This window comes from Actinomadura luzonensis (assembly GCF_022664455.2).
Classification (GTDB): domain Bacteria; phylum Actinomycetota; class Actinomycetes; order Streptosporangiales; family Streptosporangiaceae; genus Nonomuraea; species Nonomuraea luzonensis.
Map to the genome: position 1 here is coordinate 4047928 of NZ_JAKRKC020000001.1, position 23075 is coordinate 4071002.

The window sequence follows — 23075 nt, forward strand, 5'->3', positions numbered from 1 at the left end:
CGACGGCCGGGGCCAGGGACGCGCGGCCGGTCAGACCGGCTGGCGCCGTAACGCGGTGACCGTCATGGTCTCGTCGACCGCCTCGGGCGAGAGCACGTGGTCGAGCACCATCACCGCGCACCCGCTGATGCCCGCCTGCGCGCCGAGCCGGCTAGGCTCGATGCGCAGCCGCCGCGTGGCGAGCGCGGTGGAGCGCCGGTAGACGACCTCGCGGATGCTCGACACCAGCGGGCCGAACGCCTCGGCCACGTCGCCGCCGAGCACCACGACCGACGGGTTGAGGATGTTGACCGCGCCGGCCAGCACCTCGCCGATGCGCCGCCCGGCGGTGCGGACCATCGCCATGGTCTCGGCGTCGCCGGCCCGGACCAGGGCCGTCACGTCGGCGATGGTCCTGACGTCGCGGCCGGCCGCGCGCAGCTCGCGCAGCAGCGCCGTGCCGCTGGCGACGGAGTCGACGCAGTCGGTGTTGCCGCAGCGGCACAGCACGCCGCCGCCGTCGAGGACGGGGATGTGGCCGATCTCGCCGGCCGCGCCGAGCGCGCCGCGCAGGATGCCGCCGCCCGCGATCACGCCCGCGCCGATCCTGGTGGACACCTTGACGAACATCAGGTCGTCGAGGTCGGGGTAGAGGCCGCGGTGCTCGCCGATGGCCAGCACGTTGACGTCGTTGTCGACCAGCACTGGGACGGGGAAGCGGGCGCGGATGACCGGCGGGATGACCACGCCGGTCCAGGAGGCCATCACCCGGGCGCTCTCGGTGCGGCCCTGCGCGAACTCGACCGTGGCGGGCACGCCCATGCCGACGCCGCGGATCATGCCGCGCGGCCGGTCGCCGAGCAGGTCGTCCCAGGTGTCCATGAGCAGGGGGAGCACGACGTCGGGGCCCTGCTCGACGTCCATGGCGAACTCGCGGCCGTCCAGCTCGCGCCCGGCCAGGTCGCAGATGGCGACGCGGGTGCGGGTCGCGCCGAGCGCGGCCACCAGCACGACGCCGCCCGAGGCGTTGAACTCGAGCCGCACGGGCGGCCGGCCGCCGGTCGAGGGGGCGTCGGTGCGCTCCACGACGAGCCCGCGTTCCAGCAGCTCGGCGACGCGCAGCTGCACCGCGGGGCGCGACAGGCCGGTGACCCGGCCGAGGTCGGCCCGCGTGACGGCCTCACCGGTGCGGATCAGGCGGAGCACCTCGCCGCTCGTGGCGAGGGTCGCGGCGGTACGACGTGGCATCGGCTAAGTGAACCACACAGGGTTGTGTAATGAAAACTCCGAACTTTTTCATCTCAGATGGCAAAACTCTGCTTGTGCAAGACCCAAACTCTGGTTAGTGTCCGTTCTGTCCTTGCGTTGGTAGATCTTGCGGAGTCCCTCACCGTGTCCACCCATTCCGTCCCCGGTGTCCATACGGCCGACCTCGTCGTCTTCGGCGGGACCGGCGACCTGTCCATGCGCAAGCTGCTGCCCGCGCTGTACCACTGCGACCGGGACGGCCGGCTCTCCCCCGCCACGCGCGTGATCGCGATGTCCCGGGGCGGGCTGACCGACGCCGACTTCCGCGGCAAGGTGGACGCCGAGGTACGCGCCTTCGTCCCGGTGGACGACGACCCGTCCGGATGGGAGCGCTTCCTCGGCCGGCTGCACCACGTGTCGGTGGACGTCGGCGGCGCCGACGGCTCCGGCTGGCACGACCTCGCCGCGCTGCTGGCCGGGCACGAGGACCGCGACCGGGTGTTCTACCTGGCCAGCCCGCCCCGCACGTTCGGCCCCTTCTGCCGCGAGCTGGCCGCGGCCGGGCTGGTGACGCCGCGCTCGCGCGTGGTGCTGGAGAAGCCGCTCGGCCACGACCTGCCGAGCGCGCAGCGCATCAACGACGAGGTCGGCGCCATCTTCGACGAGCGCCAGATCTTCCGCATCGACCACTACCTGGGCAAGGAGACGGTGCAGAACCTGCTGGTGCTGCGCTTCGCCAACGCCTTCCTGGAGCCGATCTGGAACTCGCTCTGGATCGACCACGTCCAGATCACCGCCGCCGAGACCGTCGGCACGCCGGGCCGGCGCGGCTACTACGACCACGCGGGCGCGCTGCGCGACATGGTGCAGAACCACCTGCTCCAGCTCCTCACGCTCACCGCGATGGAGCCGCCCGCGCGCAACGACCGCGAGGCCATCCGCGACGAGAAGGTCAAGGTGCTGCAGGCGTTGCGACCCATCGCGGGCACCGAGGCCGGCCGGTTCACCGTGCGCGGCCAGTACACCGGCGCCGGCGACCTGCCCGGCTACCTCGACGAGCCCGGCTCGACGCCGCCCACCGAAGGCTCACGCCGGGTGGAGACCTTCACCGCGATCCGCGCCGAGATCAGGAACTGGCGCTGGGCCGGGGTGCCGTTCTACCTGCGCACCGGCAAGCGGATGCCGTACCGGCGCTCGGAGATCGTGGTGCAGTTCAAGGACGTGCCGCACTCCATCTTCCCCGGCGGCAGCCCGAACCGCCTGGTGCTGCGCCTGCAGCCGGAGGAGGGCATCGAGCTGCACATCATGGCCAAGGAGCCGGGCGCGGGCGAGGTGACGCTGAAGCCGGTGCCGCTCGCGCTGAGCTTCGGCAAGACGTTCAGCAACCGGGTGCCCGAGGCGTACGAGCGGCTGCTCACCGACGTGCTGGCCGGCAACCCCACCCTGTTCATGCGCCGCGACGAGGTCGAGGCCGCCTGGCGCTGGATCGATCCGATCCTGGACGCCTGGCGCGCCGACCCCGCCCTGCCCGAGCCCTACCCCGCCGGAACCACCGGCCCCGCCGGAGCCCACGAGCTGCTCGGCCGCAGCGGTCGCGCCTGGCACGAGGAGGAACTGTGAACCCCGACCGGACCGCCATGAACCCCGTCGTCCAGGAGATCACCGACCGCATCCGCGAGCGCAGCGCCGCCAGCCGGGCGAACTACCTGGCGCGGATCCGCCGCGACGGGGAGGCCGCCAGGGCCAAGGGCCCGGCCCGCGCGCACCTCGGCTGCGCCAACCTGGCCCACGGCTTCGCCGCCGCGCCCGCCGAGGACAAGCTCGCGCTGCGCGGCTCGGCCAAGCCCGGCGTGGCCATCGTGACCAGCTACAACGACATGCTCTCCGCCCACCAGCCGTACGAGACCTACCCGCCGGAGCTGAAGGACGCGGTGCGCAGGGCCGGCGGCGTGGCGCAGGTCGCGGGCGGCGTGCCGGCCATGTGCGACGGCATCACGCAGGGCCGTCCCGGCATGGAGCTGTCGCTCTACAGCCGCGACGTCATCGCCATGGCGACGGCGATCGCGCTGTCGCACGACATGTTCGACGCCTCGCTGCTGCTGGGCGTGTGCGACAAGATCGTGCCGGGCCTGTTCATCGGGGCGCTGCACTTCGGGCACCTGCCGGCGATCTTCGTCCCGGCCGGGCCGATGGCCTCGGGCCTGCCGAACAAGGTCAAGGCCCGCACCCGCCAGCTCTTCGCCGAGGGCAAGGTCGGCCGGGACGAGCTGCTGAACGCCGAGGCCGAGTCGTACCACTCCCCCGGCACCTGCACCTTCTACGGCACCGCCAACTCCAACCAGGCGCTGATGGAGGTCATGGGCCTGCACCTGCCGGGCTCGACGTTCGTCAACCCGCACACCGAGCTGCGGCACGCCCTGACCAGGGCGGCCGGGCGGCGCGCGGTGGAGATCACCGCGCACGGCGACGCGTACACGCCGATCGGCGAGCTGGTGGACGAGAAGTCGATCGTCAACGCCTGCGTGGCGCTGCTGGCCACCGGCGGCTCCACCAACCACACGCTGCACCTGGTCGCCATGGCCGCCGCCGCGGGCCTCGTGCTGACCTGGGACGACTTCGCCCGCCTGTCGGGCGTCGTGCCGTCGCTCACCAAGATCTATCCCAACGGCCAGGCGGACGTGAACCACTTCCGCGACGCCGGCGGCATGCAGGTGCTCATCGGCGACCTGCTGGACGCGGGCCTGCTGCACGGCGACGTCCTGACCGTGGCCGGGCCCGGCCTCGACCGCTACCGCGAGGCCCCGGAGCTGGTGGACGGCGAGCTGGTCTGGTCGCCGGTGACCGGCGGCAGCAAGGACCGCGACGTGCTGCGGCCGGTGGCCGAGCCGTTCTCCGCCGACGGCGGCATCCACATGGTCGAGGGCAACCTGGGCCGCGCGGTCAGCAAGGTCTCGGCGGTCAAGCCGGAGCACCTGGTGATCGAGGCGCCGGCCAAGGTGTTCGACGACCAGCTCGACCTGCTGAAGGCGTTCGAGGCGGGCGAGCTGGACGGGCAGGACTTCGTGGCCGTCCTCCGCTACCAGGGCCCGAGCGCCAACGGCATGCCCGAGCTGCACAAGCTGACGCCGCCGCTGGCGGTGCTGCTGGACCGCGGCCAGCGGGTGGCGATCGTCACCGACGGCCGCATGTCCGGCGCGTCGGGCAAGGTCCCGGCGGCCATCCACCTGTCGCCCGAGGCGGCCGACGGCGGCCCGATCGCGCTGGTGCGCGACGGCGACGTGATCAGGCTCGACTCGGCGGCCGGGACGCTGGAGCTGCTGGTGCCGGCCGAGGAGCTGGCCCGGCGCGCGCCCGAGGGCCGGCCGCTGAGCGACGCGCAGTGGGTGGGCACCGGGCGCGAGCTGTTCGCCGCGTTCCGCCGCATGGCGGGCCACGCCGAGCAGGGCGCGGGCATCTTCGGCGTCAGCGGCGCCGAGTCGCCGCACCACGGCCCCGGGCTCGGCTTCCCCGCCGAGGCGGGCGCCTCCCACCTGGAGACGGGCGCCCCGTTCGGGGCGCGGCCCGCCGGGCTGGCCCGGTGAGCCTGCTCTGGGCCGGCGCGGGCGTCCGTGACATCCTGCGGAGGATGGCGAGCGATCTTGACGCCGCCCTGATCTCCGGAGGTGCGCGGTGAGTGCCTTTGACCTTCCGTGGCTCGTCGCCGACATCGGGGGGACCAACGCCCGCTTCGGGCTGGTCACCTCGCTGGACGAGCGGCCGTCGAACGTCGCGGTCCTGGCCGGGGCCGACTACGACACCCTCCCCGAAGCCGTAGCCGCCTATCTCGCGCAGCACGCGGGCGGAGTGCGGCCGGGGGCGGCGTGCCTGGCGCTGGCCGGCCCGATCGACGGCGACCGCTACCGGCTCACCAACTCGGCGTGGGCCGGGTCGGTGCGCGACCTCGGCATCCCGTACGCGCGGCTGCTCAACGACTTCGAGGCGCTGGCCGTGTCGCTGCCGCACCTGGACGGCGACGACCTGGTCTCGCTCGGCGGCCCCGCGCCCGGGCACGGCGTCAAGGCGGTGCTGGGCCCGGGCACCGGGCTCGGCGTCGGCGGGCTGGTGCCGGCCGAGCACGGCTGGACGCCGATCCCCGGCGAGGGCGGGCACGTCACCGTCCCGGTCGTGGACGCGCGGGAGCTGGAGATCGTCCGGGTCCTGCAGGCGCGGGGGCTGCCGCACGTGGTGGCCGAGCACGTGCTGTCCGGGCCCGGCCTGGTGCGGCTGCACCGGGCGCTGGCCGAGGTCAACGGCGTGAGCGCGCCCGAGCTGTCCGCCGCCGACATCGTCGCCCGGCTGGACGACTCGTTGTGCGCGGAGACGGTGGAGGTGTTCTGCGGCATGCTGGGCAGCTTCTCCGGCAACGTCGCGCTGACGCTGGGCGCGCGGGGCGGGGTGTACCTGGGCGGCGGCGTGCTGCCCCGGATCGTGGAGCGGGTGTGCGCCAGCGACTTCCGCGCCCGTTTCACCGCCAACCCCGACATGTCGGCGTACCTGGAGGGCATCGGGACGGCGCTCATCGTCGCCCCGCAGCCGGCGCTGACCGGCGCGGCGGCCTGGCTGAGCCAGCACGCCCGCCGCGAGCTGGTGAGCTGAACAATGAGGAGAGAAGACCCTATGAGCTTGCTCGATCTGGCCCCCGTGATCCCCGTCGTGGTGATCGACGACGTCGGGACGGCGGTGCCGCTGGCCCGGGCGCTGGTCGCCGGCGGCCTGCCGGTCATCGAGGTGACCCTCCGCACCCCGGCCGCCCGCGAGGCCATCGCCCGCATCGCGGCCGAGGTGCCGGAGGCCACGGTGGGGGCGGGCACCGTGCGCACCGCCGAGGACATCGCGGCCTCGGCCGCCGCCGGCGCCCGGTTCCTGGTGTCGCCGGGCACCACGCCGTCGCTGGTGGAGGCGCTGGAGGGAAGCGGGATGCCGTACCTGCCGGGCGCCGCCACGGTCTCCGAGGTGATGGCGCTGGCCGAGCGCGGCGTCAAGGAGCTGAAGTTCTTCCCGGCGGAGGCGGCGGGCGGCGTGCCGTACCTGAAGTCCCTGTCGGGGCCGCTGCCCGACGTGCGCTTCTGCCCGACCGGCGGCATCCGCGCCACCACGGCCGCCGACTACCTGGCGCTGCCGAACGTGGGCTGCGTGGGCGGCACCTGGCTCACCCCGGCCGACGCCCTGGCCTCGGGCGACTGGGCCCGCGTCGAGAAACTCGCCGCCGAGGCCGCCGCCCTGTGCCCATGAGGCCCCCGAGGGCCCCTGAGGGCTCTGGTGGCGCGCGTCCGGTGGGCCTAGCTCCAGATCGAGACGTGCACCGGCGGGCGGAAGCGGTTGCGGGGGATGCCGTCGTCCGGGGTGCGCATGGTCTGGGTGGCGGACGGGGTGGTGAGGAAGTCGAGGAAGGTGCCGGCGGCCGCGGAGCGGGTGGCGGCGTCGAGGGTGGTGGCGTACCAGTAGGACGGGAGCGGGGTGGCCGGGGTGTCGACGGGGATCAGGGCGCCGCGGCGGAGCTGGGCGGAGACCAGGTGGGCGGTGGCGGGGGCGAGGCCGGCGCCCTCGGCGGCGGCCTTCCAGGCGGCGCTCTGGTTGGCGTAGACGCGCACCTGCGACTCCGGGACGCGTAACAGGCGCAGCAGGCGGCTGGTGTCGCTGGCCGGGTCGGCGCCGGAGGGGCCGACGAGCCAGTGGTCGCGGCGGCCCCGGGGCGCGCCGACGACGATGAGGCGGCAGCGCAGCACCGGGCGGCTCACTAGGCCGTCGCCGCCCGCCTGCGCGCCGAGCGCGACGTCGGCGAGGCGGCTGGACAGCAGCAGCGGGACCTCGGCGGTGGCGGCCACCCCCGAGGTCGCGTCCACCGGCTTGCGCTGGGTGAACAGGCACAGCAGCGGGCCGGCCACGTACTCGGCGAGGCCGGCGTCCATGACGACGTGGAGGCGGGCGGGGCGGCCGGGACGGACGGCGTCCATCGCCTCGGCGCCGAGCGCGACCATCCGGGAGGCGATGCCGAGCAGCCGGCGGCCGCCCTCGGTGAGCACCATGCGGTCGCCGCTGCGGGTGAGCAGCGGGTCGCCGAGGTGGCGGCGGAGCTGGCCGAGCGACTGCGAGACGGCGGGCTCGCTGACGCCGAGGGCCCGCGCGGCGGCCTTGACCGAGCCGAGGCGGGCGACGAAGACGAACGCGCCGAGCTGGCTGAGTGTCACGCCCCTTTCATAGACGCCGGGCGCGGATTAAGGAATCCCTTATTTGTGGATTGTCGCGACAAATCGGCGCCAGCAATGTGCTGGGCATGCAGGTTCCCGCGACGTTCGAATACGAGCGAGCCGACAGCGTGCCGCACGCGATCGCGCTCTTGGAGCGGTACGGCCCGGAGGCCAGGATCGTGGCCGGCGGCCACAGTCTCATTCCCATGATGAAGCTGCGCCTGGCCCAGCCCGAGGCGCTGATCGACATCAACGGCCTGGCCGGCGAGCTGGGGCGGATCGCGGTGGAGGGCGGCGAGCTGGCGGTCGGGGCGCTCGTCCGGCACGCCGAATTGCTGGAGAGCGAGACCGCCACCGACCTTTTCCCGATATTTCGTGATGCGGAGCGGGTTATTGCCGATCCGATAGTGCGTAATCGGGGGACCGTTGGCGGCTCGCTCTGCCAGGGAGACCCGTCCGAGGATTTGCCGGCGGTGTTCGCCGCGTTGCGCGCCACCGCCGTCATCCAGGGCCCGGGCGGCCTCCGCGCCGTCCCGGTCAGGGAGTTCCACCGCGGCCCCTACGAGACCGCCGTCGAGCCGAACGAGCTGCTGGTCCAGCTCCGCGTGCCGGTCACGCCGGGCACGGGCAGCGCGTACGAGAAGGTCGAGCGGCGGGCCGGCGACTGGCCGGTGGCCGCGGCCGGAGCCGTGCTCACCGTCGCGGACGGCGTGATCACGCAGGCCGGGATCGGGCTGACGGCGGTCGGCGCCGAGAACTTCTGCGCCCCTGAGGCCGAGCGGCACCTGATCGGCCGCCCGCCGGCCGCCGAGGCGTTCGCCGAGGCGGGCCGGATCGCGGCCGGGCACTGCGAGCCGCACGCCGACCAGCGCGGCCCGGCCGACTACAAACGCCACCTGGCCGCCGAGCTGACCCGGCGCGCCCTCACCCGCGCCGCCGGGAGGATCTGACATGCGCATCACGGTCACGGTGAACGGGCAGCCGCACACCCGGGACGTCGAGCCCCGGCTGCTGCTCGTGCACTTCCTGCGCGACGAGCTGGACCTGACCGGCACCCACTGGGGCTGCGACACCTCCAACTGCGGCGTGTGCACCGTGCGGCTCGACGGCGTGCCGGTCAAGTCGTGCACGGTGCTCGCGGTCATGGCCGACGGCCACGAGGTGACGACGGTCGAGGGGCTGGAGCGGGACGGCGAGCTGGACGCGGTGCAGAAGGGCTTCGTGGAGTGCCACGGGCTGCAGTGCGGGTTCTGCACGCCGGGCATGCTGCTGACCGCGCGCTGGCTGCTGGACCGCGACCCCGACCCCGACGAGGGCCGGATCAGGGAGGCGATCTCGGGCCAGCTCTGCCGGTGCACGGGCTACGAGAACATCGTCCGCTCGATCAGGTGGGCGGCGGAACAGGAGGCGCGGTCATGAGCTTCGGGCGGATGCACCGCAAGGAGGACGCCCGGTTCATCCGCGGGCGCGGCCGTTACACCGACGACGTGCGGCTGCCCGGCATGCTGTACGGCGCCGTCATCCGCAGCCCCCACGCGCACGCCAGGATCGTCTCCGTCGACACCAGCGCCGCCGAGGCGCACCCCAAGGTCCGGGCGGTGATCACCGGGCGGACCCTGGAGGGCCTGGGGCTGGCCTGGATGCCCACCCTGTCGCAGGACACCCAGGCGGTCCTCGCCACCGACAAGGTGCGCTTCCAGGGCCAGGAGGTCGCGTTCGTGGTGGCCGAGGACCCGTACTCGGCCAGGGACGCGCTGGAGCTGATCGACGTCGAGTACGACCCCCTGGAGGCGGTCGTGGACGCCCGCCGCGCCCTCGACGAGGGCGCCCCGGTGATCAGGGACGACCTGGAGGGCCGCACCGGCAACCACATCTTCGACTGGGAGGCCGGCGACCGGGCCCGCACCGACGCCCTGTTCGAGCAGGCCGAGGTGACGCTCGCGCAGGACATGCTCTACCCGCGCGTGCACCCGGCCCCGCTGGAGACCTGCGGCGCGGTGGCCGACTTCGACAAGGTCACCGGCAAGCTCACCGTATGGTGCCCGACGCAGGCCCCGCACGCGCACCGCACGCTGTACGCGATGGTGGCCGGGCTGCCCGAGCACAAGATCCGGGTGATCTCCCCGGACATCGGCGGCGGCTTCGGCGGCAAGGTCGGCATCTACCCCGGGTACGTGTGCGCGATCGTCGGCTCCATCGTCACCGGCCGTCCCGTGAAGTGGATGGAGGACCGCTCCGAGAACCTGATGAGCACGGCCTTCGCCCGCGACTACCACATGCGCGGCGAGATCGCCGCCACCCGCGACGGGCGGATCCGGGCGATCCGCGTCAAGGTGCTGGCCGACCACGGGGCGTTCAACGGCACCGCGCAGCCCACCAAGTTCCCGGCCGGCTTCTTCCACGTCTTCTCCGGCTCCTACGACATCGAGGCCGCGCACTGCGAGGTCACCGGCGTCTACACCAACAAGGCGCCCGGCGGCGTCGCCTACGCCTGCTCCTTCCGCGTCACCGAGGCCGTCTACCTGGTCGAGCGCATGGTGGACCTGCTGGCCGCCGAGCTCGGTCTGGACCCGGCCGAGCTGCGGCTGCGCAACCTGCTGCGGCCCGAGCAGTTCCCGTACCACTCCCCCACCGGCTGGGAGTACGACTCCGGCGACTACCCCAAGGCGCTGCGCCTGGCCATGGACATGATCGGCTACGACAAGCTCCGCGCCGAGCAGGCCGACCGGCGCTCCAGGGGCGAGCTGATGGGCATCGGCGTCAGCTTCTTCACCGAGGCCGTCGGCGCGGGCCCGCGCAAGCACATGGACATCCTCGGCCTCGGCATGGCCGACGGCGCGGAGCTGCGCGTGCACCCGACCGGCAAGGCGGTGCTGCGGGTGTCGTGCCAGTCGCAGGGCCAGGGGCACGAGACGACGTTCGCCCAGATCGTCGGGCAGGAGCTGGGCATCCCGGCCGACGACGTGGAGGTCGTGCACGGCGACACCGACCAGACGCCGTTCGGGCTCGGCACGTACGGCTCCCGCTCCACCCCGGTCTCCGGCGCGGCCACCGCCCTGGTGGCCAGGAAGGTGCGCGACCGGGCGAAGATCGTGGCGGCGGCCATGCTGGAGGCGTCCCCGGACGACCTGGAGTGGGACGGCGGCCGCTGGTCGGTGGTCGGCGACCCGGCCGCGGGCAGGTCGATCGCGGAGATCGCGCTGGCCGCGCACGGCAGCCTCGAGCTGCCCGAGGGCGTCGAGGGCCACCTCGACGCGGTGACCGTCTACAACCCGCCGAACCTGACCTACCCGTTCGGCGCCTACATCTGCGTCGTGGACGTCGACCCGGGCACCGGGCAGGTCAAGGTGCGCCGGTTCGTGGCGGTGGACGACTGCGGGGTGCGCATCAACCCCATGATCGTCGAAGGGCAGATCCACGGCGGGCTCGCCGACGGGGTCGGGATGGCGCTCATGCAGGTGATGGCGTTCGACGAGGACGGCAACCACCTGGGCGCCTCGTTCATGGACTACCTGCTGCCGACCGCGATGGAGTGCCCGTCGTGGGAGCTGGGCGAGACGGTGACGCCGTCGCCGACGCACCCGATCGGGGCCAAGGGGGTGGGCGAGTCGGCCACCGTCGGGTCGCCGCCGGCCGTGGTCAACGCCGTGGTGGACGCGCTCGCCCCGTACGGGGTGCGGCACGCGGACATGCCGCTCACCCCCGCGAACGTGTGGCGGGTCGTCCAGGGACGGCCGTTCCGCACGGACCTGGCGATCCCGTGAGCGAGTTCCTGGGCATGCCGGCGCCCGTGCGGCGGGCGCCGGCCGCCCAGCCCGCGGGCGGGCTCGACGTGCAGGCGCGGGCGGCGGAGCTGCGGTCGGGGCGGGAGCCGTACGTGCTGGCCACGGTCGTGCGGGCGCAGCGGCCGACCAGCGCCAAGGCGGGCGACCGGGCGCTGGTGCTGCCGGACGGGACGATCGAGGGGTTCGTCGGCGGGGTGTGCGCCACGGACACGGTCCGCGCGCAGGGCCTGCGCCTGCTCAGCACCGGACGCGCCACGCTGCTGCGCATCACGCCCGAGGCCGGCGAGCCGCACGAGGAGGAGGGGCTGGTCGCGGTGGGCCAGCCGTGCCTGTCCGGCGGCACGCTGGAGATCTTCCTGGAGGCGGTGCTGCCGCCCGTGCTCGTCCAGGTGCACGGCGACAGCCCCATCGCCCGCGCGTTCGCCGCCGTGGGCCGGGCGATGGGCTACCAGGTGGAGGCGAGCGCCGACCCGCTGACGCCGATCGCCGGCGACGCCGCCGCCGTGCTCGTGGCGAGCCACGGCGTGGGCGAGGAGCCGGTGCTGCGGGCGGCGCTGGCGCAGGGGGTGCCGTACGTGGCGCTCGTCGCCAGCCGCCGGCGCGGCGCGGCCGTGCTGGCCCGGGTGGAGGGGGGCGAGCGGGTGCACGTCCCGGCGGGCCTGGACATCGGGGCCAGGACGCCCGGGGAGGTGGCGGTGTCGGTCTACGCCGAGCTCATCGATCTGCGCTGACCTGCGTATTTGGGGACGCGGCCGCCGGGGTAGGTCAAGGGATGTCAAGCCGCAGTCTCGGGGAAGCCCCCTCCTGCTCGCGCAGAGCGAAGGGACACTGATGCTCACGCAAACGGCCGGCCAGGAGCCACCGCTCGCCGGCGACCGCCCGGACGTCCACCCGGGCAGCCGCCCGGACGTCCGCCCGGACACTCACCCGGGCAGCCGTCCCGGGTCGCAGCCGGGAAGCCTGGACAGGGGGATCGACATCCTGCTCGCGCTCGCCCAGGCGCCGGGGCCGGGGCCGGTCAGCCTCGCCCAGCTCTGCCGCAGCACGGGCCTGCCCAAGTCCACCGCCCACCGCATCCTCGGCGTGTTGTGCGGGCGCGGGCTGGTCCGCCGGGCGGGCACCGGCTACCTGCCCGGCGAGCTGCTGGACGTGCTCGCGGGCGGCGGCCGGGCGCGCGTCCCCGGCACCCGCCGGGTGGTCCTGCCGTACCTGCTCTACCTGTACGAGACCACCCGGCAGACGGTGAACCTGGCGGTGCCGTGCGGCCTGGAGGCCCGCTACGTCGAGCGGCTGTACGGGCACAACCGGGTCGGCACGCCGTCCGACGCCGCGGACCTGGCGCCGCTGCACTGCACGGCGACCGGCAAGGCGCTGCTGGCCTTCGACCCGCGGCTACGGCAGGAGCTGCTGGCGCGCGGCACGTTCGAGCGCATGACCCGTCGGACGATCACCACGCCGGCGCGGCTGGAGCGGGAGCTGGCCCAGGTGCGGCGGCACGGGGTGGCGTACGCGCAGGAGGAGTTCGCCGACGGCGTGGCGTGCGTGGCCGCACCGGTGTTCGGGCCGGGCGGGCGGATCCGCATGTCGCTGGGGGTGGCCGCGCCGGCGCCCGGCGCGGCGCTGGGGCGGCTCGGCATCGCGGTGCGCGGGGCGGCGCAGGCGATCTCGGCGGCGCTGCTCGGCGGGTAGGCGTTCCGCGGGCCGGGACGCGAAGGGGTTTCGCGGCGGGAAGCGTTCCACTGGCCGAAACCCCGATTGCGGGCGGGCGGGCCGGCGCGATCACATGACCGGTATGGACTTCCTTCCCGCTCCGGCCACCCCGGAGGCGCCCGCGGTCCGCTGGGCACGGGCCCGTACGGCCCCGGACCAGCGGGCGCCGGGGAAGCGGGTCCGGCACCCGCGGTCACCGCGGGAACGTTCCAGCGCCCGGCTCCGGGCGCGGCGGCCCGGGCGGGAGCACACCGGTGCCTAGGGGGCTGCCCAGGGCGAGCGTGCTGGAGAGCCTGCGGCTCTCGGCCGCGCTGGTGCCGCCGTGGGCGCCGCACGCCCTCCCCGGCCGCGACCTGCTGCGCGCCCGCTCCCTGCTCACCGCGCTGGAGGCCAGGTACGGCGGCCGTCCCGTGCTCGTACGCGGCCGCCGGCGCGGCCCCGCGCTGCTCGTGCTGTCCCGCCGCGACGTGCTGCGCGTGCTGGTGGAGGAGCGCGACGCCTACGCGCCCGGCGTCGAGGAGCGGCCCTTCGGCCTGCCGACGGACGTCCTGCGCCCGGCGTTCATCGAGATCGCCCGCGAGGAGGCCGCCGCGCTCACCACCGCCGCGCTCACCACCGGCGCGCTCACCACCGGCGCACTCACCACCGGCGCGCGCACCACCGGCGTGGTCGACTTCGCCCGCCTCGACGCGCGCTGGCAGCGGGTGGCCCGCCGCTGCGTGTACGGCGACGGCGCGGCCGGCGACGAGGAGCTGACCCGGCTGCTGACCGGCCTCAGGCGGGCGGGCAGGCGGCGGGCCGGGCGCCGCCAGGAGGTGCTGTCCGGCCGCTACGACGCCCGCATCCTCGACCATCTGCGCAGGGCCGAGCCCGGCAGCCTGGCCGGGCTGATCGCCGAGACCCCCGACGAGGCCGAGTCGCGCGGGCTGATGCAGGCCGCGTACTGGCTGATGGGGTTCGGCGTCACCGCGGGCGCGCTGCTGCAGACGCTCGCGCTGCTGGCCACCCACCCGGCGCACCGCAAGGCCGCCCGCGCCGACCCCGAGCACCTGCGGGCCTGCCTGCGCGAGGCGCTGCGGCTGTGGCCGCCGGTGCCCGCGCTGTCGCGGGTCACCGCCGCCGAGACCCACTGGTACGGCACCGCCCTGCCCCCCGGCACCCCCGTGCTCGTGCCGCTCGCGGTGCACCAGCGCAGCCCGCGGCTGCCGTACGCCGACGCGTTCACGCCGCGCATCTGGCTCGACGGCACCGCCGCCGGCGAGTGGTGGGCCCGGCCGGGCTGCGACGCCGTGCACCTGACGCTCGCGGTCGGCACCGCCTTCCTGGCCACCCTGCTGCGGGACGCCAGGCCCAAGCAGATCGGGCGGTCGCTGTCCCCGCACCGCCCGATCCCCCACGCCGTGAACCTCGCCCGGCTGCGCGTCCGGATGCGGCCCACCCGCCGCAAGCCCGCCCGTCCCTGAGGGCCGTCCCCGCGGGCATGCCTGCTCAGCGCCACTGGCCTACGGAGGGCCCCTTCCTCCGTTAGAGTCTGGGGTACAAAACGGCATGCCGGGCGGAGGAACGGTTCGGTTTGGGACAGGACGACGACGGCGAGAGGACGGCGACATTGGGGCGCTCCGCAGGCACTCCGCTGAAGCCGGAAGACCCGCCGGCGATCGGTTCCTACGAGCTGATCAGCCGTCTCGGCTCCGGCGGCATGGGGGTCGTCTACCTGGCGAAGGCCGCCGACGGCTCACGGGTGGCGCTCAAGGCCATCCGGCGCGACTACACCGCCGACCCGGTCTACCGGGCGCGCTTCAACGAAGAGGTGTCCAACGCGCGCAAGGTGGCCTCGTTCTGCACGGCGCGGGTGCTCGACCACGGCGAGGACCGGGGCGTGCTCTACCTCGTCACCGAGTACATCGACGGCATCTCGCTCGAGGACCACCTCATCGAGCACGGCGCGCTGTCGCCGTCGGTGCTGCACGCCGCCGCCGTCGGCGTGGCGGCCGCGCTGACCGCGATCCACGCGGCGGGGCTCGTGCACCGCGACCTCAAGCCGGCCAACGTCATGCTGACGCTGGCCGGGCCGCGCGTGATCGACTTCGGGCTGGCGCGCTCGACGCACGTCAGCGCCCGGCACACCAACGCCGGCATGGTCATGGGCACGCCCGGCTGGATCGCTCCCGAGCAGGTCTTCGAGGGGAGGACCAGCCCGGCGGGCGACGTGTTCGCGTGGGGGTCGCTGATCGCGTACGCGGGGCTCGGCGGGCATCCGTTCGGCGAGGGCGACGCCTACGTCATGGCGGCCCGGGCCCGTACCGCGCCGCCCGACCTGCGGGGGCTGCCCGCGCCGCTCGACCGGCTGGTGGCGGCGGCCATCCACCCCGACCCGGCGCGCCGGCCCACCGCGCGGCAGTTGCTGCTGGAGCTGGTGGAGGCCGCCGACGAGCCGGCCGCGCAGCTCGCGGCCACCAAGCACCTCACCAACGCGTGGAACGTCTCCGAGTTCGCGCCGCACGCCGTGCCTCCCGGTGAGCGCACGGGCCCGCCGCCGCACGCCGTTCCCCCCGGTGAACGCACCGGCCCGCCGCCGCACGCCGTTCCCTCGAGTGAACGGACGGGCCCGCCGCCCGTGCCGCCCGCCGAGCGCACCGGGCCGACCCCCGGGATGCAGCCGCCGCCCGCCGAGCGGACGGGGCCGACGCCGGGCATGCAGCCGCCACCCGCCGAGCGCACCGGGCCGACGGGCTCGGCCGGGCGTGGAGCGTACGTGCCTCGCAGGGCGGGCACGGGCCGCAGGCGTCGCCGCGGCACCCGGGCCGGCAGGGCTCGCCCAGGCCCGGCGGGTCCCAGGTGCCGCCGCAGGGCCGGGTCGCCCATGCCCGGCGGGTCGCAGCAGGTGCCGCCGGGGTCGCAGGTGCCGCCGGGGTCCCAGGTGCCGCAGGCCGAGCGGTCGGGCCCGTGCCCGGCATGGTGCCGCCGCCTTCGCGCGCCTCGGGCCAGCTGCCCGGCGGGGGCGGGCAGCGCGGCCAGCGCCCGCCCGCGCGGGGCCGCGACGGCCGCCCGTCCCACCCCGAGCGCACCGGACACCCGGACCGCACCGGGCCGGTACCGCACGCCGACCACACGGGCCCAGCGCCCCATGCCGACCGCACGGGGCCGATGCCGCACCCCGACCGGACGGGGCCGGTGCCGGGCGGGATGGCAGGGCCGCACCAGACGGGGCAGATGCCGCTCCCCCACCCGCACCAGACCGGCCAGGGCCCGCTGCCGCACCACGCGACCACCGGCCAGGGCCCGCTGCCCCGCTACCGGCCGCCCCGGCCGCGCCGCGGCGTGACGACCGGCTGCCTGACCGCGCTGGTGGTGGTGGCCGTCCTGCTGGTGCTGCTGCTGGCCGCCCTGGCCTGGCTGTTCCGCGGCCCGGCGGCCGGCGCGGAGGGCGGCCCGGTCCAGGACGGCAGGCTGCGGTTCGCGGTGACCAGCACCAAGTGCCCCAAGCCGGCCAAGGCGGCCGCGAAGCGTACCTGCCGCGTCGGCGTCCAGGTGGACAACGTCGGCCCCGAGGCCCGGGTCCTGTACCCGGGCCAGCAGAAGCTCGTCGGCGAGGACGACGACGTGCACGGCGGGGTCAGGCTGCTCGACGCCGACGGCAAGGAGATCACCCCGATCCGCATCGAGGCGGGCGGCGAGTTCACCGGGACGCTGGTGTTCGACCTGCCGCGCGACATCCAGCCCGTCGGCCTGGAGGTGCACGACTCGGGCCTGAGCACCGGCGCCCGCATCACCTTCGCCTGACCGGCCGGGCCGGAAAGGGTCGTCAGAAGCCCTCGGACGGGGAGACGCGGCCGGCGAGCGGGGCGCCCGCGGCGAAGCGGCGCACGTTGTCCTCGACCCGTTCGGCCAGCCCCCGCCAGTACGCGGCCCGCGGGTTCGCCGAGTGCGGCGTGATGAGGACGTTGTCGAGGCTCCACAGCGGGTGCCCGGCGGGCAGCGGCTCGGGGTCGGTGACGTCGAGGGCGGCCCCGCCGATACGCCGTTCGCGCAGCGCGGCCACCAGGTCGCCGGTGCGGACCAGGCCGCCTCTGGCGACGTTCACCAGCCACGCGTCGGAGCGCATGAGCGCGAACTCGGGCGTCCCGAACAGCCCGCGCGTGCGGGGCGTGAGGGGCGCGGCGACCACCACGTACGCGGCGTCGGGCAGCGCCTCGCGGAAGCGGTCCCTGGGCAGGATCAGGGCCGCGCCGGGAGCGTCGCCGCGGTCGGTGACGGCGGTCACCCGGCAGCCGAACGGCTCCAGCAGCCGCATGAGCGCCCGCCCGATGCCGCCGTACCCGACGACGGCGACGGTGGAGCCGGCGAACACCTGCGAGTCGTCCGGCCCCCAGCTCGTCGCCCTGGCGTGGCGGTGCAGCCGGCGGGCGGCGGCCAGCATGAGCATGAGGGCGTGCTCGGCCACCTGGGGGCCGTACGAGCCGGTGGCGGCGGTGAAGACGGGGTCGTCGGTGATGACGCCGGCGGCGGCCATGCGCTCGACCCCGGCGTTCGGGAGCTGCACCCACCGGACGCGGTCGCTGATCATGCCGCGCAGCTCGTCGGGGTCGCCGCTGCCGTAGTAGACGACGGCCTCGGCCTCCTCCAGCGGCACCACCCGCCCGCCGCCGCGGCGGACCGCCTCGACGAGGGCGGGCACGGGCTCGGGCCCGACGTGAACGGCGACGGTCATGGGGAGACCTCCTGGTCGTACGCTGCGGGGCGGAGCGCGCAGGGCCCGCCCTCCAGAATCTGCTGCACTTCTTCCCCGGCCGCCCGCACGATCGACTCGATCGCCCGCGCCGCCTCGTCCGCGCGCCCGGCGGCGACGGCCTCGGCCGCGTCGAGGTGCCGCAGGACCGCGGCCGTGGCGAGCGGGTCGGGCAGCAGCCGCAGCTCCCGCCGGGAGGTCAGCAGCTCCTCGGTCACGGCGGCGAGCTGGGCGAACATGCCGTTGCCCGAGGCCGCGAGCAGCACCCGGTGGAAGGCGGCGTCGGCGGCGACGAAGCCCTCCCGGTCGCCCGCCCGCGCCGCCCCGGTCAGGGCCCGCGCGGCGGCGACCAGCTCCCGCCGGTGCTCCTCTCCGGCGCGGGCGGCGGCCAGCGCGGCGGCGGCGGGCTCGACGGCGGCCCGCAGCTCGGCCAGCTCGCGGAGCTGGTCGCCGGCGCCGGGCGAGGCGAGCCGCCAGCGGATGACCTGCGGGTCGTAGCGGTTCCAGGCGTCCGCCGGGCGGACGGTGACGCCGACCCGGGGCCGGCTGGTGACCAGCCGTTTGGACTCCAGCACGCGCACGGCCTCGCGGGCGACCGTGCGCGAGACGCCGTACCGCTCCTGGACGTCCTCCAGCCGCAGGACCTGGCCCGCGCGCAGCTCGCCGGCGGCGAGCGCGCGGCCGAGGTGGTCGACCACCTGCCCGTGCAGCCCCTGGAGTGCCATCGGCGGGGCGCTCAGCGCGCCTCGGCGAGCCGGGCGAGCAGCGCGGTGACGCGCGCCCCGGCCGCCTCGGCCCCGCCGGAGGTCAGCGCCGAGCCCATGCCGCAGGCGACGGCCCCGGCGGCGATCCACTCGGCGGCGTTGTCGAGGGTGACGCCGCCGGTGGGGATGGCGGGCACCTGCGGCAGCGCGGCCCGCAGGTCACGCAGCCAGGACGGCGCCAGGCCGGAGGCGGGGAAGATCTTCACCGCGTCCGCGCCCTCCTCCAGCGCCCGCACGATCTCGGTCGGCGTGGCGACGCCGGGGAAGACGGGCACGCCGTAGCGGTGGCCGGCTCGGATCACCTCGGGGTGCAGGCTGGGCGAGACGAGGAAGCGGGCGCCGGCCTCGACGGCGGCGCGGGCGGCGGCGGCGTCCAGCACGGTGCCGGCCCCGACCAGGGCTCCGGGCCGCCGCTCGGTGAGCCGGGCGACGGCGGTGAGCGCGCGCGGCGTGGTGAGCGCCACCTCGACGGCCCGCAGCCCGGCGTCGAGCACGGCCTCGGCCGCGGTCAGCGCCTCCTCGGGGCCGGCGCTCCTGACGATGCCGAACACCCGCTGCTCGGTGACGGCCCGGACGATCTCCCAGCGGTACATGGTCGCCTTTCTTCAGGTGAGGTGGGGCGGCTGCTCAGCGGTGGACGGTCTCGCCGGCCGAGGTGAACGCGGCCAGCGCCCGCTCCAGCCCCGCCCGGTCCGGCAGCCCTGAGGTGTCGTCGGCGCACTGCACGACCAGCGCCGCGACGGCCGCCGCCTCGCGCAGGCACACCTCGTACGGCTCCCCGCGCAGCAGCCCGGACAGGAACCCGGCCGCGAACGCGTCCCCCGCCCCCACCGGGTCGGTGACGGGCACCGGGAACGCCTCCTGCCGCAGCCCGGCGCAGCTCGCCGACTTGTCGCGGTGCTTGACCACGGCCAGCCCGGGCAGCCCGGCGGGGTCGACGCCCAGCAGCTCCAGCTCGTCCTCGCCGGCGAACACCACGCCGGCGCGGGCCAGGAGCGGCGCGACGCGCTCGCGCCACCGCCCGGGCGGGCCGAGCTTGAGCCGCACGTTGGGGTCGAACGAGATCGTCGCGCCCGCCTGCTCGGCCAGGTCGAACAGGCGCAGCGTGGCCTGGTGCGCCGAGCCGGACAACATCGGCGTGATGCCGGTGACGTGCACGATCCGGGCGCCGCGTAGCATCTCGGGCGTCAGCTCGCCGGGGGCCAGGCGGGAGGCGGCCGAGCCGGCGCGGTAGTACTGGACGTCGATGGCGCGGGCCGGGTGGCTGTCGCGCAGCAGCAGCCCGGTGGGGGCGTCGGGGTCGACGACGGCGTGCCGGGTGTCGATGCCCTCGGCGCGGAGCATGGCGAGCACGGCCTTGCCGGCCGGGTCCGCGCCGAGCCGGCCGAGCCAGCGGGCCTCGTGGCCGAGGCGGGCCAGCCCGGCGGCGACGTTGGACTCCGCGCCGGCGATCGAGCGGCGGAAGGCGGTGGCGCGTTCCAGGGGGACGCCCGGCTCGGCGAGCATCAGCAGCATGGCTTCGCCGCAGACCACGACGCTCACAGCTCGACCTCCTGAGGTATGCGGCGCATCATGCGCCCCAATCGTAGTATCACATCATCTTTAGCTAGTTGGGCGGGGGTGTCATCCGGGCTCCTGTCTCACCCGTCTACCCTGAGCACCTTCGAGCCGGGAAAGACAGGGCAACACCGCGTGAGGCGTCCATTCATCACTCTGCTGGCCGCCAACGCGCTCTCCGTCACCGGCACCATGCTCTGCGTGCTGGCCGTGCCGTGGTTCGTGCTGGAGACGACGGGCAGCGCCGGGCTCACGGGGCTGGCGGCGTTCGCGACCACGCTGCCCGTCGTCGTCTCGGCGGCCTTCGGCGGGACGCTGGTGGACCGGCTCGGGTTCCGGCGCTCCAGCGTGGCGTCCGACCTGATCAGCGGCGTCGTGGTGCTGGCGGTGCCGCTGCTGGCGCAGCGCGAGGGGCTGTCGTACCCGGCGCTGCTGGGGCTGCTGTTCCTGCGCTGGCTGGCGGCGACGCCGGGCGAGACCGCGCGCAAGGCGATGCTGCCGGAGCTGGCGGCGCTCGGCGGGGTGCGGATCGAGCGGGCGGCGGCGGCCTACGACGGGATCTACCGGGGGGCCGCGATGGTGGGCGCGCCGCTGGCCGGGGTGCTGATCGCCTGGCTCGGCACGGGCGCGCTGCTCGTCGTGGACGGGCTCACGTTCCTGCTGTCGGCGTTCCTGGTGGCGGGGCTGCCGTCGACCACGGGGGCGGCGCGGGGCGGGCGGGACGGGTACCTGCGCGGGCTGCGGGCCGGGCTCGCGTTCCTGTGGCGCGACCGGCTCCAGCTCAGCGCCACGGCGATGATCGTGGTGGTCAACATGCTGGACACCGGCGTCACGCAGGTGCTGCTGGCCCTGTACGCCCGCGACGTGGCGGCCGGTCCGCGCGCGTTCGGCCTGCTGGCCGGGGCGGTGGCCGCGGGCGCGCTGGCCGGGACGGTGGCCTACGCCGCCGCCGGCGACCGGCTGCCGCGCCGGCTAACCTACGGGGTGGCGTTCCTGCTCGCCGGGGTGCCCCGGGTGCTGGTGCTGGCCCTCGGCGCGCCGCTGCCGGTGGCCGTCGCGGTCGCGCTGGCCTCGGGTTTCGCCGCGGGCGCCATCAACCCGATCCTCTGCGTGCTCCAGTACGACCGCATCCCGCCCCCGCTGCGGGCCCGGGTGATCGGCGCGATGAGCGCCGCCTCGTACGCGGCCATGCCGGTGGGCGGGCTGCTGGCCGGCTCGCTGACCGAACTGGCCGGGCTGGGCGCCGCGCTCGCCGCGTTCACCTGCGTGTACTTCCTGGTCTCGCTGCCGCCGTTCGTCGGCCGGGTGTGGCGGGAGCTCGACCGGCGCGGGTGAGCGCGGGCATTCCTGACCCGGCGATCTGTACGGATCGTCATGGCGTACGTAAGATCACGATCATGCGCCTGACCCGATCGATCCAGGTGTTGTCCGTTCTATGTCCCGTGGCCGTCGTCCTCACGGCCCCGGCCGCGTCCGCCCCCGCCGGCGCGGCCACCGCCGTCGTCGTCCTCGACTGGAACATCCAGGGCGACAGCGCCGACATGAAGGCCGTCGCCGAGGTCGTCCGGGCCAGCGGCGCCAACGTCGTCACACTCCAGGAGATCCACCGCCGCCCCGACGCCGACCAGGTCAAGGAGCTGGCCGACGAGCTCGGCTGGGACCTCACCGCCAACGCCCACTTCGGCGCGGGCGACAACCCGGGCCCCTGCGACGACCCCCAGCCGGGCAAGGCGGGCAACGCGATCCTGTCGTCGTTCCGGATCGCCGAGCGGGTGACGATCCCGCTCACCGACTTCGCGACCTGCCCGGTCAACCGCTCGATGGCCGGCGTCAAGCTCGACCTGGGCGGCGGCGCGTCGATCACCGTGTTCACCACGCACCTGTCGCCGGGACTGTCGGCGACCTCGCTGGCCCGCCGCGAGGCCCAGGCGGACAAGGTGCGCGCCTACTTCGGCTCCCGCACCGGCCTGGTGCTCACCGGCGACTTCAACGCCCCTCCCACGGACGCGCTGTCGAAGAAGTTCGTCAGCGCGGGGTGGACGGACACGGGCGCCAGGTACGCCAACAAGCCGACCCACGGCAACGCCCGCATCGACTACGTCTACACCCGGGGCATCACCACGACCAGCGGCTCCGTCCTGTCCAGCACGCTGTCCGACCACCTGCCGGTGGTCATGCGGATGGTCCGCTGACCGCGTCGCCCGGCGGCCGGCTGCGCCGCCGGTACTCGGTGGGCGTCAGCCCGGCCAGCGCGCGGAAGCGGCGGGCGAAGTACGTCGGGTCGTCCCAGCCGACGGCCGCGCCGACCCTGGCCACCGGCAGCGACGAGTGCGCCAGCAGCGTGGCGGCGCGCTCGGCCCGCAGCCGGGCCAGGAAGCCCAGCGGCGTCACCCCCGCGTGCCGCCGGAACAGCCGCCCGAGGTAGGCGGGGTCCAGGCTGACCGCCCTGGCCAGGTCGTCGAGCCGCCACGGGTGCGCGGGCGCGGCCTCCATCCTGGCGATGGCGGCGGCGACCGCGGGGTGCACGGCGGCGGCCGGGGGCTCGGGCCCGTCCGCGCGGCCGTCGGCGAGCACGCCGAGCACGGTGACCAGCCGGCCCAGCACCCGGCCCGGGCGCGGCGGGTCGGCGGCGAGGTCCCGTTCGAGCAGGGCGATCTCCTCGACGGCCGCCTCGGCGGCGGCCGGCTCGACGGCGGTGACGGCCACGCCGTGGGTACCGGACGCCACGGGGTCGGTCCACACCAGGCGGCGGAGCATCGGGACGCCGTGCAGCGCCGCCAGCTCGCCCCGCAGCGCTGGGGCCGACAGGCAGCAGTTGGCGACGGTGAGCCCGGCGCAGTCCCGGAAGGCGTGCCAGGCCCCGGGGCGCAGCACGATCACCTCGCCGCGCCGCAGCGGGCGCTCGCCCTGGCTGGTCACGTGCCGGGCCCGGCCGGCGGCGATCACCGCGATCTCCAGGAAGTCGTGCGCGTGCGGCTCGACGTCGGGGCCGTGACCGGGGCCGAGATGGTGGACGCGGGCCAGGACCGGCCGCTCGGCGAACAGCGCGTGCTCGTGCAGCGTGGCGGGCATGTCG

21 protein-coding genes are annotated in these 23075 nt (G+C 75.4%); 14 read left to right on the forward strand and 7 right to left on the reverse strand.

The window, feature by feature from the left end:
• Positions 1 to 30 precede the first annotated feature (30 nt).
• Positions 31 to 1227, reverse strand: a complete 1197-nt coding sequence (locus MF672_RS19730; RefSeq protein WP_242377312.1) for an ROK family transcriptional regulator — start codon at positions 1225 to 1227, stop codon at positions 31 to 33.
• A 144-nt stretch (positions 1228 to 1371) separates the two neighbouring features.
• On the opposite strand from MF672_RS19730, the gene zwf reads away from it, so the two are divergent.
• The 4 genes from zwf (at position 1372) to eda (ending at position 6498) form a co-directional block, all read left to right on the forward strand.
• Positions 1372 to 2847 carry a glucose-6-phosphate dehydrogenase gene (zwf, locus tag MF672_RS19735; protein ID WP_302893236.1) on the forward strand — a complete coding sequence of 492 codons (1476 nt, stop codon included), beginning with the start codon at positions 1372 to 1374 and terminating at the stop codon, positions 2845 to 2847.
• Between the two features lie 17 nt (positions 2848 to 2864).
• Entirely contained in the window at positions 2865 to 4808 is a 1944-nt protein-coding gene (edd, locus tag MF672_RS19740) for a phosphogluconate dehydratase (protein ID WP_242377340.1), read from the forward strand.
• 88 nt (positions 4809 to 4896) lie between these two features.
• Entirely contained in the window at positions 4897 to 5862 is a 966-nt protein-coding gene (gene glk / locus MF672_RS19745) for a glucokinase (RefSeq protein WP_242377315.1), read from the forward strand.
• A gap of 21 nt (positions 5863 to 5883) precedes the next feature.
• A complete protein-coding gene (gene eda, locus MF672_RS19750) occupies positions 5884 to 6498 on the forward strand; it encodes a bifunctional 4-hydroxy-2-oxoglutarate aldolase/2-dehydro-3-deoxy-phosphogluconate aldolase (RefSeq protein ID WP_242377317.1) in 615 nt (204 codons plus the stop codon).
• A gap of 47 nt (positions 6499 to 6545) precedes the next feature.
• Here the strand turns inward: eda and MF672_RS19755 are convergent, their stop codons facing one another.
• Positions 6546 to 7454, reverse strand: a complete 909-nt coding sequence (locus tag MF672_RS19755; protein WP_242377319.1) for a LysR family transcriptional regulator — start codon at positions 7452 to 7454, stop codon at positions 6546 to 6548.
• Between the two features lie 86 nt (positions 7455 to 7540).
• Between MF672_RS19755 and MF672_RS19760 the strand changes: the two genes are divergently transcribed.
• The 8 genes from MF672_RS19760 (at position 7541) to MF672_RS19795 (ending at position 16732) form a co-directional block, all read left to right on the forward strand.
• Positions 7541 to 8404 carry an FAD binding domain-containing protein gene (locus tag MF672_RS19760; RefSeq protein ID WP_242377321.1) on the forward strand — a complete coding sequence of 288 codons (864 nt, stop codon included), beginning with the start codon at positions 7541 to 7543 and terminating at the stop codon, positions 8402 to 8404.
• 1 nt (position 8405) lies between these two features.
• Entirely contained in the window at positions 8406 to 8873 is a 468-nt protein-coding gene (locus tag MF672_RS19765) for a (2Fe-2S)-binding protein (protein WP_242377323.1), read from the forward strand.
• Complete coding sequence (locus MF672_RS19770; protein WP_242377325.1) at positions 8870 to 11218, forward strand: aerobic carbon-monoxide dehydrogenase large subunit; 2349 nt, start codon at positions 8870 to 8872, stop codon at positions 11216 to 11218. Before MF672_RS19765 ends, MF672_RS19770 begins: the two co-directional genes overlap by 4 nt.
• A complete protein-coding gene (locus MF672_RS19775) occupies positions 11215 to 11970 on the forward strand; it encodes an XdhC family protein (RefSeq protein WP_242377327.1) in 756 nt (251 codons plus the stop codon). The genes MF672_RS19770 and MF672_RS19775 overlap by 4 nt, the downstream gene beginning before the upstream one ends.
• Before the next feature lie 100 nt (positions 11971 to 12070).
• Positions 12071 to 12928, forward strand: a complete 858-nt coding sequence (locus MF672_RS19780) for an IclR family transcriptional regulator (RefSeq protein ID WP_242377330.1) — start codon at positions 12071 to 12073, stop codon at positions 12926 to 12928.
• Positions 12929 to 13203: 275 nt separating this feature from the next.
• The gene (locus tag MF672_RS19785) at positions 13204 to 14412 is read left to right on the forward strand and encodes a cytochrome P450 (RefSeq protein WP_242377332.1); all 1209 of its coding nucleotides are present in this window, start codon (positions 13204 to 13206) and stop codon (positions 14410 to 14412) included.
• A 146-nt stretch (positions 14413 to 14558) separates the two neighbouring features.
• Complete coding sequence (locus tag MF672_RS19790) at positions 14559 to 16274, forward strand: serine/threonine-protein kinase (protein ID WP_247815327.1); 1716 nt, start codon at positions 14559 to 14561, stop codon at positions 16272 to 16274.
• Entirely contained in the window at positions 16163 to 16732 is a 570-nt protein-coding gene (locus tag MF672_RS19795; RefSeq protein WP_247815328.1) for a DUF4352 domain-containing protein, read from the forward strand. Before MF672_RS19790 ends, MF672_RS19795 begins: the two co-directional genes overlap by 112 nt.
• A 22-nt stretch (positions 16733 to 16754) precedes the next feature.
• Here the strand turns inward: MF672_RS19795 and MF672_RS19800 are convergent, their stop codons facing one another.
• Genes MF672_RS19800 through MF672_RS19815 form a run of 4 tightly spaced genes read right to left on the reverse strand, consistent with a single transcriptional unit; the run spans position 16755 to position 19984 of the window.
• Entirely contained in the window at positions 16755 to 17660 is a 906-nt protein-coding gene (locus MF672_RS19800; protein ID WP_242383589.1) for a D-isomer specific 2-hydroxyacid dehydrogenase family protein, read from the reverse strand.
• Positions 17657 to 18403, reverse strand: coding sequence for a FadR/GntR family transcriptional regulator (locus tag MF672_RS19805; RefSeq protein WP_242383588.1), 747 nt, complete (start codon positions 18401 to 18403; stop codon positions 17657 to 17659). Before MF672_RS19805 ends, MF672_RS19800 begins: the two co-directional genes overlap by 4 nt.
• A gap of 11 nt (positions 18404 to 18414) precedes the next feature.
• Positions 18415 to 19035 carry a bifunctional 4-hydroxy-2-oxoglutarate aldolase/2-dehydro-3-deoxy-phosphogluconate aldolase gene (locus MF672_RS19810; protein ID WP_242383587.1) on the reverse strand — a complete coding sequence of 207 codons (621 nt, stop codon included), beginning with the start codon at positions 19033 to 19035 and terminating at the stop codon, positions 18415 to 18417.
• A 34-nt stretch (positions 19036 to 19069) separates the two neighbouring features.
• Positions 19070 to 19984, reverse strand: coding sequence for a sugar kinase (locus tag MF672_RS19815; protein ID WP_242383586.1), 915 nt, complete (start codon positions 19982 to 19984; stop codon positions 19070 to 19072).
• A 150-nt stretch (positions 19985 to 20134) separates the two neighbouring features.
• Here MF672_RS19815 and MF672_RS19820 point away from each other — a divergent pair, with 150 nt between their 5' ends.
• The gene (locus MF672_RS19820) at positions 20135 to 21334 is read left to right on the forward strand and encodes an MFS transporter (RefSeq protein WP_242383585.1); all 1200 of its coding nucleotides are present in this window, start codon (positions 20135 to 20137) and stop codon (positions 21332 to 21334) included.
• A gap of 62 nt (positions 21335 to 21396) precedes the next feature.
• Positions 21397 to 22191, forward strand: a complete 795-nt coding sequence (locus MF672_RS19825; RefSeq protein ID WP_242383584.1) for an endonuclease/exonuclease/phosphatase family protein — start codon at positions 21397 to 21399, stop codon at positions 22189 to 22191.
• On the opposite strand, the gene MF672_RS19830 is transcribed toward MF672_RS19825, so the two are convergent.
• A complete protein-coding gene (locus MF672_RS19830; RefSeq protein WP_242383583.1) occupies positions 22172 to 23071 on the reverse strand; it encodes a helix-turn-helix domain-containing protein in 900 nt (299 codons plus the stop codon). The genes MF672_RS19825 and MF672_RS19830 overlap by 20 nt on opposite strands.
• Positions 23072 to 23075: the final 4 nt, after the last annotated feature.

Coding starts and splice junctions, on each gene's coding strand:
- MF672_RS19765 (WP_242377323.1), top strand. CDS start 8,406: ATGCGCATCACGGTCACGGTGAACGGGCAGCCGCACACCCGGGACGTC.
- edd (WP_242377340.1), top strand. CDS start 2,865: ATGAACCCCGTCGTCCAGGAGATCACCGACCGCATCCGCGAGCGCAGC.
- MF672_RS19830 (WP_242383583.1), bottom strand. CDS start 23,071: ATGCCCGCCACGCTGCACGAGCACGCGCTGTTCGCCGAGCGGCCGGTC.
- eda (WP_242377317.1), top strand. CDS start 5,884: ATGAGCTTGCTCGATCTGGCCCCCGTGATCCCCGTCGTGGTGATCGAC.
- MF672_RS19825 (WP_242383584.1), top strand. CDS start 21,397: ATGCGCCTGACCCGATCGATCCAGGTGTTGTCCGTTCTATGTCCCGTG.
- MF672_RS19810 (WP_242383587.1), bottom strand. CDS start 19,035: ATGTACCGCTGGGAGATCGTCCGGGCCGTCACCGAGCAGCGGGTGTTC.
- MF672_RS19760 (WP_242377321.1), top strand. CDS start 7,541: ATGCAGGTTCCCGCGACGTTCGAATACGAGCGAGCCGACAGCGTGCCG.
- MF672_RS19780 (WP_242377330.1), top strand. CDS start 12,071: ATGCTCACGCAAACGGCCGGCCAGGAGCCACCGCTCGCCGGCGACCGC.
- MF672_RS19805 (WP_242383588.1), bottom strand. CDS start 18,403: ATGGCACTCCAGGGGCTGCACGGGCAGGTGGTCGACCACCTCGGCCGC.
- MF672_RS19770 (WP_242377325.1), top strand. CDS start 8,870: ATGAGCTTCGGGCGGATGCACCGCAAGGAGGACGCCCGGTTCATCCGC.
- MF672_RS19795 (WP_247815328.1), top strand. CDS start 16,163: ATGCCGCTCCCCCACCCGCACCAGACCGGCCAGGGCCCGCTGCCGCAC.
- MF672_RS19730 (WP_242377312.1), bottom strand. CDS start 1,227: ATGCCACGTCGTACCGCCGCGACCCTCGCCACGAGCGGCGAGGTGCTC.
- MF672_RS19800 (WP_242383589.1), bottom strand. CDS start 17,660: ATGACCGTCGCCGTTCACGTCGGGCCCGAGCCCGTGCCCGCCCTCGTC.